The 15,508-nt window shown below is 66.7% G+C and carries 17 protein-coding genes; all 17 read right to left on the bottom strand.

What is annotated here, in order from left to right; all coding sequences use genetic code 11:
- Positions 1-6: 6 nt before the first annotated feature.
- Positions 7-1,806, bottom strand: a complete 1,800-nt coding sequence (locus N2L00_RS05365; RefSeq protein ID WP_255767282.1) for a proline--tRNA ligase — start codon at positions 1,804-1,806, stop codon at positions 7-9.
- A gap of 170 nt (positions 1,807-1,976) precedes the next feature.
- Entirely contained in the window at positions 1,977-2,693 is a 717-nt protein-coding gene (locus N2L00_RS05360; protein WP_255863369.1) for a hypothetical protein, read from the bottom strand.
- Between the two features lie 70 nt (positions 2,694-2,763).
- Entirely contained in the window at positions 2,764-3,471 is a 708-nt protein-coding gene (locus N2L00_RS05355; protein WP_255767168.1) for a hypothetical protein, read from the bottom strand.
- Positions 3,472-3,610: 139 nt separating this feature from the next.
- Entirely contained in the window at positions 3,611-4,360 is a 750-nt protein-coding gene (locus N2L00_RS05350; protein ID WP_255863370.1) for a hypothetical protein, read from the bottom strand.
- Positions 4,361-4,557: 197 nt separating this feature from the next.
- Entirely contained in the window at positions 4,558-5,442 is an 885-nt protein-coding gene (locus N2L00_RS05345; RefSeq protein ID WP_308219741.1) for a GNAT family N-acetyltransferase, read from the bottom strand.
- Positions 5,417-6,583, bottom strand: coding sequence for a flavodoxin-dependent (E)-4-hydroxy-3-methylbut-2-enyl-diphosphate synthase (ispG, locus tag N2L00_RS05340; protein WP_230026182.1), 1,167 nt, complete (start codon positions 6,581-6,583; stop codon positions 5,417-5,419). Before ispG ends, N2L00_RS05345 begins: the two co-directional genes overlap by 26 nt.
- A gap of 140 nt (positions 6,584-6,723) precedes the next feature.
- Positions 6,724-7,014, bottom strand: a complete 291-nt coding sequence (locus tag N2L00_RS05335) for a YciI family protein (protein ID WP_227924459.1) — start codon at positions 7,012-7,014, stop codon at positions 6,724-6,726.
- A 59-nt stretch (positions 7,015-7,073) separates the two neighbouring features.
- On the bottom strand, positions 7,074-7,427 hold the full coding sequence (locus tag N2L00_RS05330; RefSeq protein WP_255767166.1) for a hypothetical protein: 354 nt from the start codon (positions 7,425-7,427) through the stop codon (positions 7,074-7,076).
- Positions 7,424-8,053, bottom strand: a complete 630-nt coding sequence (locus tag N2L00_RS05325; RefSeq protein WP_255767165.1) for a helix-turn-helix domain-containing protein — start codon at positions 8,051-8,053, stop codon at positions 7,424-7,426. The genes N2L00_RS05330 and N2L00_RS05325 overlap by 4 nt, the downstream gene beginning before the upstream one ends.
- Positions 8,054-8,297: 244 nt before the next feature.
- Positions 8,298-8,765, bottom strand: coding sequence for a hypothetical protein (locus tag N2L00_RS05320; protein ID WP_255863371.1), 468 nt, complete (start codon positions 8,763-8,765; stop codon positions 8,298-8,300).
- A 485-nt stretch (positions 8,766-9,250) separates the two neighbouring features.
- The gene (locus N2L00_RS05315) at positions 9,251-10,594 is read right to left on the bottom strand and encodes an RIP metalloprotease (RefSeq protein WP_255863372.1); all 1,344 of its coding nucleotides are present in this window, start codon (positions 10,592-10,594) and stop codon (positions 9,251-9,253) included.
- Between the two features lie 31 nt (positions 10,595-10,625).
- Positions 10,626-11,870, bottom strand: coding sequence for a 1-deoxy-D-xylulose-5-phosphate reductoisomerase (gene dxr, locus N2L00_RS05310; protein ID WP_255863373.1), 1,245 nt, complete (start codon positions 11,868-11,870; stop codon positions 10,626-10,628).
- Between the two features lie 96 nt (positions 11,871-11,966).
- Positions 11,967-12,644 (bottom strand): NAD(P)-binding oxidoreductase, encoded by a 678-nt coding sequence (locus tag N2L00_RS05305; protein ID WP_255767161.1) that lies wholly within the window; start codon positions 12,642-12,644, stop codon positions 11,967-11,969.
- A 31-nt stretch (positions 12,645-12,675) separates the two neighbouring features.
- A complete protein-coding gene (locus N2L00_RS05300) occupies positions 12,676-13,488 on the bottom strand; it encodes a CoA ester lyase (RefSeq protein ID WP_255863374.1) in 813 nt (270 codons plus the stop codon).
- Between the two features lie 43 nt (positions 13,489-13,531).
- Positions 13,532-14,038: a MaoC family dehydratase gene (locus N2L00_RS05295; protein WP_229953275.1), complete on the bottom strand. Its 507-nt coding sequence runs from the start codon at positions 14,036-14,038 to the stop codon at positions 13,532-13,534.
- Between the two features lie 31 nt (positions 14,039-14,069).
- Complete coding sequence (locus tag N2L00_RS05290) at positions 14,070-14,711, bottom strand: CoA transferase subunit B (RefSeq protein ID WP_255767159.1); 642 nt, start codon at positions 14,709-14,711, stop codon at positions 14,070-14,072.
- A gap of 1 nt (position 14,712) precedes the next feature.
- A complete protein-coding gene (locus tag N2L00_RS05285; protein ID WP_255767158.1) occupies positions 14,713-15,495 on the bottom strand; it encodes a CoA transferase subunit A in 783 nt (260 codons plus the stop codon).
- Between the last annotated feature and the right edge of the window lie 13 nt (positions 15,496-15,508).

Genomic DNA, 15,508 nt, shown 5'->3' with positions numbered 1-15,508 from the left:
GAAGGGCTACTGCGCTGCGGCGCGGCGCACGTACTCCACCGCTTCGGCAACAGGAACGTTCTCGGCGTTCCCGGTGGCACGGTCCTTGATTTCCACGACGCCGTCCGCCAGCCCGCGGCCGACCACCAGGATGGTCGGGACGCCGATCAGTTCCGCGTCGCCGAACTTCACGCCCGGGGATACCTTGGGACGGTCGTCGTAGATGACTTCCAGTCCCGCAGCCTCGAGCTCTTCGGACAGCTGGGCGGCGGCGTCGAAAATCTCGGAGCCGCGGCCCGTGGCCACCACGTGCACATCGGCCGGTGCCACCGCGCGGGGCCAGATGATCCCCTTGTCGTCATGGTGGGATTCGGCAAGGGCAGCGACCGCGCGGGTCACGCCGACGCCGTAGGAACCCATGGTGACCGTGGCCAGCTTGCCGTTGCGGTCCAGGACCTTCAGGCCCAGGGCATCGGCGTACTTGCGGCCGAGCTGGAAGATGTGGCCCATTTCGATGCCGCGGGCTGCTTCGAGCGGTCCGGAGCCGTCCGGGGCCTCGTCGCCTTCGCGGACCTCAACGGCCTCGATGGTGCCGTCCCAGGTGAAATCGCGCCCTGCGACCAGGCCGATGACGTGCTTGCCGGACTCGTTGGCGCCGGTGATCCAGCTGGTGCCGGTGACCACGCGGGGATCCACGAGGTACAGCAGGCCGGTGGCGGATTCGGTGCCCAGCACGGGCTCGTCGGTGCTCAGGCCCGGGCCGATGTACCCCTTGACCAGACCGGGGTGCTTCTTGAGGTCTTCGTCCGTGGCGGCGTCGACGGCCAGCTCGCCGCCCATTCCTACGTGGGAGCTGATGTTGGCTTCAATGCGCTTGAGGTCGACGGCGCGGTCGCCGGGCACGCCCACAACCACAATGCGGCGTTCCCCGGTGGGCAGGGTGACGGCCAGGACCACGTTCTTCAGGGTGTCTGCGGCAGACCATTCGCCTGCTTCGCGCGGGAAGCGGGCGTTGACGTCGTTTACGAGGGATTCGATGGTGGGGGTGTCGGGAGTGTCCACCACACGGGCTGCCGGCGCGCCGGTGTAATCGATGTCCGCGGGCACCACGGTGGTGACGGCTTCGACGTTGGCAGCGTAGCCGCCGGCCGAGCGCACGTACGTGTCTTCACCCACGGCCATCGGGTGCAGGAACTCCTCGCTCTTGGACCCGCCCATGGCGCCGGAGACAGCCGAGACGACGACGATTTCCAGGCCCAGGCGCTCGAAGATCCGCAGGTAGGCCCCGCGGTGCGCCTGGTAGCTGGCGTCCAGGCCTTCGTCATCCATATCGAAGGAGTAGGAGTCCTTCATGATGAACTCGCGGCCGCGCAGCAGGCCGGCGCGCGGCCGTGCCTCGTCGCGGTACTTGGTCTGGATCTGGAACAGGGACACCGGGAGGTCCTTGTAGGAGTTGTAGAGGTCCTTGACCAGGAGGGTGAACATTTCCTCGTGGGTCGGTGCCAGCAGGTAGTCCGCACCCTTGCGGTCCTGCAGGCGGAACAGGTTCTCGCCGTACTCGGTCCAGCGGTTGGAGGTTTCGTACGGCTCACGCGGCAGCAGCGCCGGGAAGTGCACTTCCTGGGCGCCGATGGCGGCCATTTCCTCACGGATGATGTTCTCCACCTTGCCCAGCACCCGCAGGCCCAGCGGCAGCCAGGAGTAGATGCCCGGCGCCGCCCGGCGGATGTAGCCGGCACGGACAAGGAGCCGGTGGCTGGCGACGTCGGCGTCGGCCGGGTCTTCGCGCAGGGTGCGCAGGAAAAGGGTGGAAAGTCGAAGGACCACGCTGGGAATCCGTTTCTGCAGCCAGTCGGCTGCATCTCTCAAGAATGTATGCCCTACTAATCTAACGCGCCCGGCTGTCGATGCCGGACAGGCGTACGACGACGGCGGGGCCGGACCTGCAGCGCAGGTCCGGCCCCGCCGGAATCGGGTAACGCCGGGTGAGGTGCCGGTTACTTCTTTTCCAGCTCGGCGTACACCGCGTTGATGAGTTCCTCGGCCTCGGCTACGGAAGCCTCGGGATCGGAAGCGTTCACGAACCGGGCTGCGATGTTCGTGGTGCCGCTGGCGGCTGCAACCTGGGTGATGCCTTCCTCGATGGTTCCGTTGGACGTGATCGAGTGGAAGGCCTGGGTGGTATCCGCGTCTGTCGACGCGTCAATGCCTTCATTGACCACCGTCGCCTGCCCTCCCGGACCTTCCATGGTGTATTGGGCGCATTCGTCCAACAGCGTGTCGTTGTCCTCGACCTGCTTTTCCAGGACAGCCGGGTCTGAGTGGCTGACGACTGTCAGTGAATCGGTCTCATTGAGCAGCAGGACTGCAATATAGGCGTTGTCCAGCACCTTGTTGACGTTCGTCGAGGCCAGCACGTCGCAGGCCGCCGGCGCTATGGTGATGTTTTCCAGGGGATCGACGGCGTTCATCATGTCCGGGCGCACCGTCTCATCGTTGCCGAGCGGGCCGTCCAGATTCTTGTCCTTCATGACCGCAGCGAGTGCGTCTTCCAGCTCATCCGCCGTGTACTGCTTCTCCCCGACCGCCTGCGTGGCGGGCGTGGGCGAAGACTCTGCCGACGCGGATCCCGAATCGCCGTCGGAGCTGCCGCAGCCCGAAAGTACAAAGACGCCGGCTACGAGCAGGGCGCCGGCCTTAATGGTTTTCTTCACTTTTCCCCCAGTTTGAAATGCTCCGCGGGCCGATCCGGCCGCGGTTGATGTTGTGTGTGCGTTCACGCCGCTACTTCGATTCGAGCTCGGCGTACACCGCGTCGATGGCTTCCTCCGCGTCGGCGATGGCTGCGTCCTCGTCGGCCGGATCGAACAGGGAAACGCTGACTTGGACGGTGCCCGAGATCCCTATGACGTGGATGGCCGTTCCCTCGGAACCGATTCGGTCAATCGTCGTCCGGTATGCCTGGGTGGTGGGCGCCTCCGTTGAGGCCTCAATCTTCTCCAAAGATGCGGCGAGCTCCGCTTCCCCGTTGGCCATCTGGATTTGCGCACAGTCGGCGACTGCCGTTTCGCTGCCTTCAACCTGCTCTTCAAGGACCGATGCGTCGTCGTAGCTGACCAGTGTCAGCACATCCGAGTCGTTGACACCGCCGAAGGCAAGGTTGCCTTCCTGGATTTTCCTGTCGAAGGTGGACGAAAGCAGGGCAGCGCATTTTTCCGGCTCAATTGAAATATCCGTGTAGGACGCGTCCTCGAACTGGGGCCGCAGCATCGCATCGTTTTCAACGTCGCCTGTCAGGATCCCGTCCTCCGTGACGGCCACCAACGCGTCTTCCAGCTCATCTGCGGAATACTGGTCCTGGCCGACTGCCAGCGTGGGCGCGGGTGAGGACTCTGCCTCCGCGGATCCCGAATCGCCGTCGGAGCTGCCGCAGCCCGAAAGTACAAAGACGCCGGCTAAGAGCAAGGCGCCGGCCTTAATGGTTTTCTTCACTATTCCCCCATTTTGGATGTTTCTCCGGCCGCAATCCGGCAACATTTCTTTGTTTTGCCGCCGGCATTGGGCCATGGCTTCCGGATAGGAAGCCCGCTGAGAATCCTAACCACGTGATCCGGCTCACCCTAAATCGGTGCTAGCCCCCAATGCGGTCCAGTACCTCCTCGAGGAGCGGCGCGACGTAGCGGATGCTTTCCTGGGGATCTGCCTCGTGGAGCGTGATCTGTACCGAATTCGTCCCGGACCAAGCGGTCAGTACCACTGACGTCTGCGTGGTGCCGTTGGCGGTCTGGCGGGTGACGTATGCCTGCGATGCGTCGCCGACGGTAGGCATGTCAAGCGCTTCACCAGCCAGGGAAACTGTCCGCCCGTTGGCGGTCAAGCTGTACTCGGGGCAGGACGCGAGCTGCCGCTTACTCATCTTGGATTCTTCCGCAACGGCCTCTTCACTGGACCAGCTGATAACGGAGATGGTGTCCGGCATGCCCGGGGCGTTGCCCTCGATAGCCAAGGCACCCATACTGGCCTCGCGGAGAGCCTTCGTCGGATCGATGCCCTCGGTCGGGTTGCAGGGGCTGTACTCGACACCCTTCATGGCCTCCACGCTCCGGGCCGTGTTCTGCTTCAGCTGGGCCTCTTCCAGCACCGTGCCGCCGATGTCCAGATCGGTGTTAACCTCGCTCAGGACGGCGGCCAGCTCCGCACCGCTGAGTGCTCCTGCGCCGGTTGCGGTCGCGGCCGCTCCGCCGTCGCGGGCAGCAGGCTCATCGCCTCCTCCGCAGCCGGTGAGGACCAGGGCCAGCGCCAGACCCGCGCCTGCGGCTCCTGCCCGCCGGGGTCCGGCCCGCAATGCGGAACTTGTTGTTTTTGTGGTGAAAGCACTCATCTTCCTGATCCCCCAACGTCGTTGTCGGCGGACAGGGTGCCTGGCCGCGCCTGCACCTCGGAACGGGGCTGCGGGCGTGCCGCCGGCGCATTGCACCTGCTCCCCCGTGCCGAGTGCGTGCCCAGAGCCTACGGCATCCCGGACACCGCGCCGAACAGACCTGCCGGGGCAGGGGCTGGGGCGGGGGCGGGGGCAGGCTAGAAGAGGATGGTTGCGAAGGTACCCACCTGATTGAAGCCGACGGCCTCATACGTGGCACGGGCCGGCGCGTTATAGGAGTTCACATACAGGCTGACAACCGGGGCAACGTCCAGGGCGGCGCCAACGACGGCGGACATGTAGGACCGGCTCAGCCCCTGTCCGCGGTATTCCGGATTCATCCAGACACCCTGCACCTGCACGGCCTGCCGGGAGACCGTACCGAGCTCGGCCTTGAACACCACCCGGCCGGCGGCGTCGAAATCCACCAGCGACTGACGGCGTTCGATCAGGCCCTTGACCCGCTGCCGGTAGTGCCGGTCTCCGTTGGAGACCGGCGAGTAGCCCACTTCTTCCTCGAACATGGCCGTGCAGGCGGGCAGCAGCACATCGAGCTCTTCAAGGCGGGCAGGACGCAGCCCCGGCGCCGCAACGACGGCGGAGGGCTCGGCGATCTGCAGCAGGGGCTGCTCCGGACGGACATCGAACGGCTGCGGGGAAACATTCCGAAGCTCGGACCAGAGGGAGAGCACCGCCTCTGAGGGACCGAAGATGGACGAGAACCGGTTCCGCGACTTGGCCAGATACTGTCCGACCTCCGGGCCGGTATCGGCATCGAGACCGACTGGAACCACGTTCACACCGGACCAGCACGCACCGATCAGCGTGCCGCCGTCGAACACTCCCACAATCCGTCCACCCGCCGAGGTGGGTGCTGCCGTCCGGGCCGTCTCCAAGTGGGAAAGCATGAAAATGTTGGCGACCGGGTCGGCGGCGGCCAGATCCCACAGTGCAACGGTGTCGTCGTCGCGCAGGATCCGCAGCGCCGCACTCGAGGAGGCGCTGCGGATATCGGACTTAGCTGACGGTAACCATGGGGCCACCCGTCCCAGCATCCTCGCCATCGGGTTCTCCCATATCTTCCGCGATCCTCATCGCTTCTTCGATGAGGGTTTCCACAATCTGGTCTTCGGGGACGGTCTTGATAACTTCACCCTTGACAAAGATCTGGCCCTTGCCGTTACCGGAGGCTACACCCAGGTCCGCTTCGCGCGCTTCACCGGGTCCATTTACTACGCAGCCCATCACGGCAACGCGCAGCGGGATGGTCATGCCTTCGAGGCCCGCGGTGACCTGCTCCGCCAGCGTGTAGACGTCCACCTGGGCGCGCCCGCAGGACGGGCAGGAGACGATTTCGAGCTTGCGGGGCCGCAGGTTCAGCGACTGCAGGATCTGGTTTCCAACCTTGATCTCCTCCACCGGAGGAGCGGAGAGGGAAACGCGGATGGTGTCGCCGATGCCCTTGGACAGCAACGCCCCGAAAGCAGTGGCGGACTTGATGGTGCCCTGGAAAGCGGGACCGGCTTCGGTCACGCCCAGGTGCAGGGGCCAGTCGCCGCGTTCGGCCAGCAGTTCGTAGGCACGCACCATGACCACGGGGTCATTGTGCTTTACGGAAATCTTGAAGTCGTGGAAGTCGTGTTCCTCGAAGAGGGATGCTTCCCAGACGGCGGATTCAACCAGCGCCTCCGGCGTTGCCTTGCCGTACTTGGCCAGCAGCCGCGGGTCGAGGGACCCGGCGTTCACGCCGATGCGGATGGAGACGCCCGCGTCCTTCGCGGCATTGGCGATCTGCTTGACCTGGTCGTCGAACTTCCGGATGTTTCCGGGATTCACACGCACCGCCGCACAGCCGGCGTCGATCGCCGCGAAGACATACTTCGGCTGGAAGTGGATGTCAGCGATCACCGGGATCTGGGACTTCTTCGCAATGATCGGCAGCGCGGCCGCATCATCGGCGCTGGGGCAGGCAACGCGGACGATGTCGCAGCCGGACGCCGTCAGTTCGGCGATCTGCTGCAGAGTCGCGTTGATGTCCGTGGTGGGGGTGGTGGTCATGGACTGAACGCTGATCGGCGAGTCCGAGCCGACTCCAACGGAGCCCACTTTGATCTGGCGGGTCTTGCGGCGGGGCGCAAGCGTGGGCGGCGGTGCAGCTGGCATTCCAAGGTTGACCGAGGTCAAAACGTCCTCCATGTGCCGAAACGGCAGGTATTAGGCTGTGAAGCGCGCGCTAATGAAACGCGCCCTTCCTATTATCACCCCGCCCCGGACAGAGACTGCTGGGGGCGGGCGAATATCACTGTGGGCTTAGAACGTCAGGGCTACGCGAGGTCGGAGAATGCGCCGAGGGCAGGTTTCCAGGCAGTGGTCTTCATACCGGAAATAGCGCCGACAACGGCGAACGGATCCTGCTTCAGCAGGGCAAGCAGGCCGGTTTCATCCTCTGCAACAACCAACAGCAGCGCTCCGGCGCCGTCCACGAACGCGCCCGCAGACAGGACATGCCCCTCATCCACAAGCTGCTGCAGCCACTGGCGGTGTGCGGGACGGTGCTGGTCGCGGAGTTCGGCCGAATCGGCGTCGTAGACATACTCAACTGCAAAAATACTCATGCCCTAAAGCCTACGGGATGCCCGGACTGCAGCGGGTCAGGGGGCCCGGCAGCGCACGGTTACAGCAGGAACAGGCGGATGGGAACGGCTACTGCCACGGCCCACAGCATGGAGGCCAGCGTGCCGATGATGAAGCGCTCCGCCGCCGCCGGGGTCTCCTTGAGCTCGGCGTACCGTCCGAGCCCCTTCACTGCGACGACGTAGGCGATCGCCACCGGCTCGTCGGCCAGGACCGCTGCGGCCACCGCGAGGCGTTCCAGCACGCCGATCGCCAGCCCGCCGCGGAGGATGGCAGCCGGCGGCGGAGGCGGCGGGTTCTGGACTGCGCTGGCCAGGCGCAGCACGCCGGCCGTCACGGGCCAGCCGAGCAGCGCGGCGGCCAGGAGCCCGGTCACAACCCACACAATCGTCATTGATCCGTCCTTCGTTGAGCTGGTCCCGTTCCGCCGGCGAGGTCATCGGCACGCTCCAGCAACACTGCCGCTGCGGGCCGTGCAGCCCATTCCTCCTGCCAGCCGCCCCGCCTGGCCGCCTTGCTCACCGCCTGGGAACTGATGCCGAGCTTACGGGCAGCAGCAGTCTGCGAACCCCATTTACCGGGGTCCACGTGCTGCAGGATCCGCCATTCGGCGTCCGTGCGTTCGGCGATCAAGCGGCCGAGCAGGACCAGGACCGCCTCTGCCTCGGGGGCGCCCGGCGATCCCTCCACCGCAACGGGCGGCCGGTCGCCGCTTTTCTTGGCCCGGTCCACCGCCCGGCGGGCCGCGACAAAGGCCGGTCCTCCTGCTGCGCGGGGGCTGGCCGGCAGGGGTTCATGGACCCCTCCGACGCCGACACCCACGTACCAGTCCCCGTCCCGCAGGACGCGTAGAACGGCGTCGGTAGCGGTCCGGGCCGAGTCGCAGACGCCCTGGATCTCATCCCCCACCGACCGTTCGAAGGCCAGCAGCATCGGCAGGTCTGCGAGGGCAGCCAGGAGCTGCGGCACCTTGTCTTCGCTGCCCTGGCTGTTGCGCTGGTCGATCGTGAGGACGAACATGTTGCAACCGTAAGCGTATGCAAATCAGATTGCAACCGTTTATGGGTTCATTCTCTTTTGCAACTCGGCGGGAGGGGTAACTGCTGAGGCGGGGGCCTGGGTCGCGGGGTGCCGTGGCGCGGGCGGCGGGCACAGCATCCCACCCGGTGGTACTGCTGTGGCGGATGGGACCCCAGCAGCACCCACCTGTCCCAGACAGTGGGACCCTCTGCGGCAGCGTGGCCGGAATTGGAAGCTCGAAGGCCTACGCCGTAGGCACGTTCTGACGGGCCAGGCAGGACAGGAGCCGGGCCGGTTCACGGCAGGACACCAGCACGACGCTCGGCCCGCATTCGATCCGAACTGACGGTCCGCCAACTAGGTAGCCTTTGGCCCCCGGAAGGCTCCGGAGCCCCATACCCTCCGCCAGCCCGGTAACCGGTCCTGCTGAGGCCCGTGTGATGTCCCGATACGGAATCTCGGTGGCAAACACCACCGCCACCCGAATTTGCACACTTTCCGGGCCTACCTGGATCCGAGCTGTCATCATCACGACGGCTACGAACACCACGGCTATCAGCACGCCCAGCACGAGCGGCAACGGCCCGGCTTCGAGTGCGGCAAGGATGCTCCCGCCTGCAGCCGCCAAGCCCAGCAGACCCACGATCAGCCGGTACTGTGCCGGCAAACCCGTACGGAAGGTGGTTGTTTCTGCTTCTCCCCCGGAACTCATGCCTGCCATCCTGCCACCCCGTGCCTTGAAACACGTGGATCCGAGGCCCGACTCAGATTCCCTGCGTTTTGTCGCAATCCCTGCGCCGCGCAGCGCAGGGATCCGGACAAACCGCAGGGATCTGGACAAACCGCAGGCAGCGGGAACCACCGGCACAGCACCCGCGCAGGCGCCCGGATAAGGCGGGGTCACCGGACCAGCGGGAACCACCGGCACAGCATCCGCGCAGGCGCCCGGATAAGGCGGGGTCACCGGACCAGCGGGAACCACCGGCTCAGTGCCCGCGCAGCACCCGCGCAGGCGCCCGGATAAGGCGGCTTTAATATCCCGGCGAGCTCTGCGAGCAAGGGATTTCGTTGCCGCCGTTCCGGCCGCCGGAGCGGGACCGGACGCCGGAGCGGCACCGGACCCGGCACCGCGCACCCGGCACCGGGACCGGGCACCCGGCACCGGGACCGGGCACCCGGCACCGGGACCGGGGAAACCTAGTTGAACAGGCTGACCGGCTTCACGATGTCCGCGTAGATCAGCAGCGCGCCCATCCCCATCAGCAGCACCGCCACGGCGTACGTCAGCGGAAGCAGCTTCGCCATGTCGAAGGGCCCCGGGTCCGGACGGCGGAACAGTTTCGCCACGCGGCGCCGCAGTCCCTCCCACAGCGCCCCGGCAACGTGGCCTCCGTCCAGGGGCAGCAGCGGAATGAGGTTGAAGACGAACAGCGCCAGGTTCACGCTGGCAACGAGTCCAATGAGCGTTGCCACCCGGTCCGTTAGCGGAATGGCTTCCTCGGCGGAGATTTCCCCGGCAATGCGGCCGACGCCCACCACGCTCATGGGTCCGTTCGGGTCCCGGGGTTCGGAGGAGAACGCGGCCTGGGCAACGTCCACCAGGCGCTGGGGAAGGTTGACCACCACGCCGGCGATGTTGACCAGGTTGTCCCCCACCGCAGGCAGCACAGCCGTGGCCGGCTGGTTCACCAGTTCCTGCTCCGCGCCGACTCCGATGAAGCCCACTTCCTCCGTGAGGTAGTTGCCGGCGTCGTCGGTCTTGGCGGCGCCGTCGTCGCCCACCACCGGACGTTCCGTGAGCAGCGGCGTGATGCTGGTCTGGGCTTCGACGCCGTCCCGCTCATAGGTCAGCGGAACCGTGCGTCCGGCAGCCTCGCGGATCCAGCCCGTGAGCTCTTCCCAGGACGTAACGTCCCGGCCGTCGAACTTCGTGATGGTGTCCCCGGGAAGCAGGCCCGCCTCATGGGCAGGGGCGGCCGGGTCGGCTTCCGTGCAGTCGGTCTGTCCGGTGGCGGCCTGCTGCTCGGCGGAAATCACGCACTCGTTGACCGAGGCCAGCGTGGTGGTGGTCTGCGCGGTGCCGAAGCCCATCAGCAGCACCGCAAAAAGCACGACGCCGATCAGCAGGTTCATGAACGGCCCACCGAGCATGATGATGATCCGCTTGTAGACGGGAAGCTTATAGAAGACCCGGTCCTCGTCGCCCTCGACCAGGCGGTCGGTCTCAGCCTGCCGCGCTTCGGTGGCGAGCTGCTGGAACATGCCGGTGCTGGAACGCCGCACCTCGCCGTCGTGTTCCTTGTTGGGCGGGAACATACCCACCATGGAAACGTAACCGCCCAGGGGCAGTGCCTTGACACCGTATTCGGTTTCGCCGCGGGTCCGGGAGAAAACGGTGGGTCCGAACCCGATCATGTACTGGGTGACCCGCACCTTGAAGGCCTTGGCCGGCAGGAGGTGGCCTACCTCGTGCAGGGCGATGGAGGCAGCAATGCCGGTCGCCACGAACAGCACGCCAAGGATGAAAAGCAGAATGGTCAACGGGCTTCCTTCAGTTCAACTGCGGCTCTTGTCATCTTCCACAACGCTTCCGCGCGGCGGCACGTGCCCACTCCTCCGCCGCCAGCAGCGACTGGAGGGTGAGCGGCCCCGAGTCCGGGGCTTCCTCAAGTACGGCGGCGATCGTATCAACGATGTCTGTGAACCCGATCAATCCGTCGTGGAAGGCGTCCACGGCTTCCTCGTTGGCAGCGTTGTAGACGGCCATGCGCGTGCCCCCGGCAGCGGCCGCCTGCTTGGCCAGCGCGACGGCTGGGAAGGCTTCCTCATCCAGGGGCTCGAAAGTCCATTCGGTGGCCTGGGTCCAGTCGCAGGGCTGTGCGGCGCCGGGCACCCGGTGCGGCCAGCCCATGCCCAGCGCGATCGGCAGCCGCATATCCGGCGGCGAGACCTGGGCAATGGTGGAGCCGTCCACGAACTGCACCATGGAATGCACCATGGACTGCGGATGGACGACGACGTCGATCCGGTCCAGCGGGATGTCGAACAGCAGGTGGGCCTCAATGACTTCCAGCGCCTTGTTGACCATGCTGGCCGAGTTGGTGGTGATCACCCGGCCCATGTTCCAGGTCGGGTGGGCCAGTGCCTGTTCCGGCGTGACGTCCGCCAGTTCGGCGCGCTTGCGCCCGCGGAACGGACCGCCCGAGGCCGTCACCACCAGCCGGTCCACTTCGCCGTGGGTGCCTGAGCGCAGGGCCTGGGCGAGTGCCGAATGCTCGGAGTCCACCGGAACCAGCTGCCCGGGAGCAGCGGCACGCTTGACCAGCTCTCCGCCCACGATGAGGGATTCCTTGTTCGCCAGGGCCAGCAGGTGCCCGGCGGCCAGCGCCGCCAGCGTGGGTTCCAGCCCGATCGACCCGGTGATGCCGTTGAGCACGACGTCGGCTTCGGTCCAGGCGGCGATTGCGGTGGCCGCGGACTTTCCAACAAACAGTTCAGGTGTATATCCGGTGATGCCGGCGGCGGCGGCAGCGTCGGAGATGTGCCGGTGCAGGGTGGGCAGGTCGACGGCGGCGCAGCCTACCGCCTCTGCCCGGGTGTGCACGGCCTGCCGGGCCAGGAGCTCCGGGTTGGACCCGCCGGCGGCCAGCGCCACAATGCGGAACCGCTCCGGTGCGCCGTCGGCCACGTCGATGGCCTGCGTTCCAATCGACCCGGTGGAACCGAGCAGGACCACCCGCCGGGGCAGATGGTCCGAACCGGGCCGGCGGGAACGGACGTAGTCGTGTTCAGAGGAGATCGAGTCGGAAGGCTGCATGCCTCCAGTATCCCGCAGCCCGGCGGCCTTCCGCATTGCCGCGCGCCGGGGAAGCCGGGGGCAAGCCAGTGAAGCCGGGGAAGCCGGTACCCGGAACTAGCGGGCCGGCTGCAGTGCCTGCACGGCGTCGGGAACAGGCGTGGTCCCGGAGACCAGGCCCAGCGCCTGGTGGACGCCGTTGCCGGTCTTCAGCAGCTCGGCGAGGACGGCGGCGACGTCCTGCCGCGGGATGGACTCCCGGTCTACCTCCGGGGCGAGTTCCACCAGGCCGATGGGGGCGTCGTTGGTCAGGATGCCCGGCCGGACAATTGTCCAGTCCAGCTGGCTGCGTGCCATCAGGTCTTCTTCGGCGGCGAGCTTGGCCACCAGGTAGGCGTACATCACCTCGTCCATCGACTCCGGGCGGGCGCCGCCTCGGACGGCGTCGAGGCCGCCGGAGGAGACCTGGAGGAACCGGCCGGCTCCTGCCTGCTCGGCGGCGTCGGCCAGCAGTACGGCGGCGGCACGGTCCACGGTGTCCTTGCGGGCAGCACCGCTTCCGGGTCCGGCGCCGGCGGCAAAGACGGCCGCATCCGCACCGGTGAGGACCTGTACTACGTCCTCCAGGGTGCTGTTCTCCAGGTCCAGCACCACCGGTGCGACGCCGTCCGCTTCCAGGTCCGTTGCCTGGTCCGGGTTACGGATCAGGCCGGCAACATCGTGTCCGTCCGCCGCCATGAGTCGTCCCAGTTCGCGTGCGATTCTTCCGTGGGCTCCCGCTATGACTATGCGCATGATGAAAGAGTAGCGGCCGTCACGGCCGGAATCAGCCCTGCGCGCGCCGCAGCGTCTGCTCGGCCTGCTTCAGCAGCGGACCGTCGATCATTTGTCCGCGGAAGTTAAACACTCCCCCGTGGTTCCCGGCCTCGGCCAGCACCTGCTCGGCGTAGGTGACGTCTGCGGGGTCGGGTGCGTAGGCGGCGCGCACGGCAGCGACCTGGCCGGGATGGATGCAGGCCTTGGCCGCGAACCCCGAGGCGACGGCGTCGCGCGCTTCGACCTCCAGTCCCTCGGTATCCGGGATGTTGCCGTAGATCGAGTCGATGGCCCCCTTGCCGAAGGCGCCGGCGGCGAGCAGCACCGTGGAGCGGGCCTGCACGGCGACGCTGCGGTAGGTGCCGTCCTGGTGGCGGCTGGATTCCCCGCCGAGCGAAGCCAGCAGGTCCTCGGCGCCCCACATCAGGGCCGCCACGTTCTCCGCAGCGGCAATGTCCGCGGCCCGTACCACGCCGAGCGCCGTTTCCAGCAGGGCGACGACGGTGAAACCGGCGAGCGCCCGGGCGACGGCGCTTCCGTCCTCCGTCTTGGCCAGCATCACGGTGCGGTACGGGGTCTGGTACAGGGCGGCGAGGTCCCGCTCGAAGTCCTCCGTCCCGAGCGGATTGACGCGGACAATGGTGCGTTCGGGGTCCAGCTCCGCGGCGATGATGTTCTTCCGGGCCGCTTCCTTGTCCCGGGGAGCGACGGCGTCCTCGAGGTCCAGGATGACGGCATCCGCCCGCTCGGCAGCCTTGCCGAAGCGTTCGGGCCGGTCCCCCGGGCAGAAAAGCAGTGCTGGTCCCATGGGGAAGGTCGTCATCGCTGTACTCCTAGGTCTTTCCTGTTGTGCTTGCCGATCCAACCTATCGCGTACCGGCGCCGGCCTCCCGTGCGGCGTAGCCCTCCTCCGTCCACATCAGGGCGGTCCGGGTGCACCGCCCGACAATGTCACCGTTTTGGTTCCTGCCGGTATGGGTCAGCGTGACGATCCCCTGCCCGGGCCGGGAAGAGGAGAGCCGTTTGTCCGCGACTTCGGTTTCGGTATACAGGGTGTCGCCGTGGAAGAGCGGGTGCGGGAAGCTGATCTCCCCCAGCCCCAGCTGCGCCACCAGGGTGCCCTGCGTCAGTTGCGCCACCGACTGGCCCACCATCGTGGCCAGGGTGAACATGGAGTTCACCAGCCGCTGCCCGAACGGCTGGACCTCGCTGTAGGCGGCATCCAGATGCAGGCCCTGGGTGTTCATGGTCAGGGTGGTGAACAGGACGTTGTCCGCCTCGGTGACTGTGCGGCCGGGCCGGTGGCGGTAAACGGCTCCCGGCTCGAACTCCTCGTACCAGAGGCCGCGCTGCTCAATGACCCGGGGCGCCATCGCGACCTCCTCGGTGCCGGCGTCGGGCTCCTCATACGTCAAGGGAAACCTCCAACGGTGCATCCGTGCCCGCAACCACTTCCTCGATGCTGACGCCGGGCGCGGTCTCGCGCAGCACCAGCCCCTGGGGGCCAACCTCGATCACGGCCAGGTCGGTGACGATCAGGTCCACGCAGCCCTTTCCGGTCAGCGGCAAGGAGCATTCGCGCACGATCTTGGGCCGTCCCGCCCGGTCCAGGTGCTCCATCATGACGATCACCCGCTTGGCGCCGAACACCAGGTCCATTGCCCCGCCCATGCCCTTGACCATCTTTCCGGGCACCATCCAGTTGGCCAGGTCGCCGTTCGCTGCCACTTCCATGGCACCCAGTACCGCGACGTCCACATGCCCGCCGCGCACCATGCCGAAGGAAGCGCCGGAATCAAAGAAGGACGCACCGCTGTTCACGGTGACGGTTTCCTTCCCGGCATTGATCAGGTCCGGGTCCAGCTGGTCTTCGGTGGGGTACGGCCCGACGCCGAGGATTCCGTTCTCGGAGTGCAGCACCACTTCCACGCCTTCGGGGATGTAGTTCGGAATCAGCGTGGGCATGCCGATGCCGAGGTTCACGTATTCGCCGTCGTGCAGCTCGCGGGCTACCCGGGCGGCCAGTTCCTGCCGGCTCAGTGCCATCTCAGGACTCCTTGCTTCCGTTGGTGCTGCCTGCGCCGGCCGTGACCGTCCGCTTCTCTATGCGTTTCTCCGGTTCGGGTGCCAGGACCACCCGCTGGACAAAGATCCCCGGGACGTGGACGTGTTCGGGGTCCAGTTCCCCGGGCTCCACCAGCTCTTCCACCTCGGCGATGGTGATGCGCCCGGCCATGGCGCAGAGCGGGTTGAAGTTCATGGCCGTGGCATGGAAGACCAGGTTTCCGTGCCGGTCTCCCTTCGCTGCATGGACGAGGGCGAAGTCGGGGGTCAGTGATTCCTCCAGCACATAGTCCGCGCCGTGAAAGCTGCGGACCTCCTTGGGATCGGAGGCCAGCGCCACGCCGCCCTCGGCGTCGTACTTCTGCGGCAGGCCGCCCTCGGACACCTGCGTGCCTACCCCGGCCGGGGTGTAGAAGGCCGGAATGCCGGCACCGCCGGCGCGCAGTTTCTCGGCGAGGGTGCCCTGCGGGGTCAGTTCCACTTCCAGTTCGCCGGAGAGGAACTGGCGGGCAAATTCCTTGTTCTCCCCCACATAGGAGCTGACCGTACGCCGGATCCGGTGGTCGGCAAGCAGCCGGCCCAGCCCCCAGTCATCCACGCCGCAGTTGTTGCTGACGGTTTCCAGGTCCGTAGTGCCTGCCGCATGCAGGGCGTCGATCAACGCCACCGGAATACCGCAGAGGCCGAAGCCGCCCACGGCGAGGGAAGCACCGTCCGGAATGTCGGCGACGGCTTCGGCCGCACCGGGGTACACCTTATTGATCATGGCAGTGTCCGTT

Origin of the sequence: Arthrobacter sp. zg-Y1171, from assembly GCF_025244845.1 — a bacterium.
Classification (GTDB): Bacteria; Actinomycetota; Actinomycetes; order Actinomycetales; family Micrococcaceae; genus Arthrobacter_B.
This window is presented reverse-complemented; position numbering and strand designations above follow the sequence as displayed.

Excerpts from the sequence above, each read along its gene's own strand:
- N2L00_RS05295 (WP_229953275.1), bottom strand. The coding sequence starts at position 14,038 with ATGGCGCCCCGGGTCATTGAGCAGCGCGGCCTCTGGTACGAGGAGTTC.
- dxr (WP_255863373.1), bottom strand. The coding sequence starts at position 11,870 with ATGCAGCCTTCCGACTCGATCTCCTCTGAACACGACTACGTCCGTTCC.
- N2L00_RS05290 (WP_255767159.1), bottom strand. The coding sequence starts at position 14,711 with ATGGCACTGAGCCGGCAGGAACTGGCCGCCCGGGTAGCCCGCGAGCTG.
- N2L00_RS05325 (WP_255767165.1), bottom strand. The coding sequence starts at position 8,053 with ATGTTCGTCCTCACGATCGACCAGCGCAACAGCCAGGGCAGCGAAGAC.
- N2L00_RS05330 (WP_255767166.1), bottom strand. The coding sequence starts at position 7,427 with ATGACGATTGTGTGGGTTGTGACCGGGCTCCTGGCCGCCGCGCTGCTC.
- N2L00_RS05285 (WP_255767158.1), bottom strand. The coding sequence starts at position 15,495 with ATGATCAATAAGGTGTACCCCGGTGCGGCCGAAGCCGTCGCCGACATT.
- N2L00_RS05300 (WP_255863374.1), bottom strand. The coding sequence starts at position 13,488 with ATGACGACCTTCCCCATGGGACCAGCACTGCTTTTCTGCCCGGGGGAC.
- N2L00_RS05320 (WP_255863371.1), bottom strand. The coding sequence starts at position 8,765 with ATGAGTTCCGGGGGAGAAGCAGAAACAACCACCTTCCGTACGGGTTTG.
- N2L00_RS05350 (WP_255863370.1), bottom strand. The coding sequence starts at position 4,360 with ATGAGTGCTTTCACCACAAAAACAACAAGTTCCGCATTGCGGGCCGGA.
- N2L00_RS05305 (WP_255767161.1), bottom strand. The coding sequence starts at position 12,644 with ATGCGCATAGTCATAGCGGGAGCCCACGGAAGAATCGCACGCGAACTG.
- N2L00_RS05335 (WP_227924459.1), bottom strand. The coding sequence starts at position 7,014 with ATGAGTATTTTTGCAGTTGAGTATGTCTACGACGCCGATTCGGCCGAA.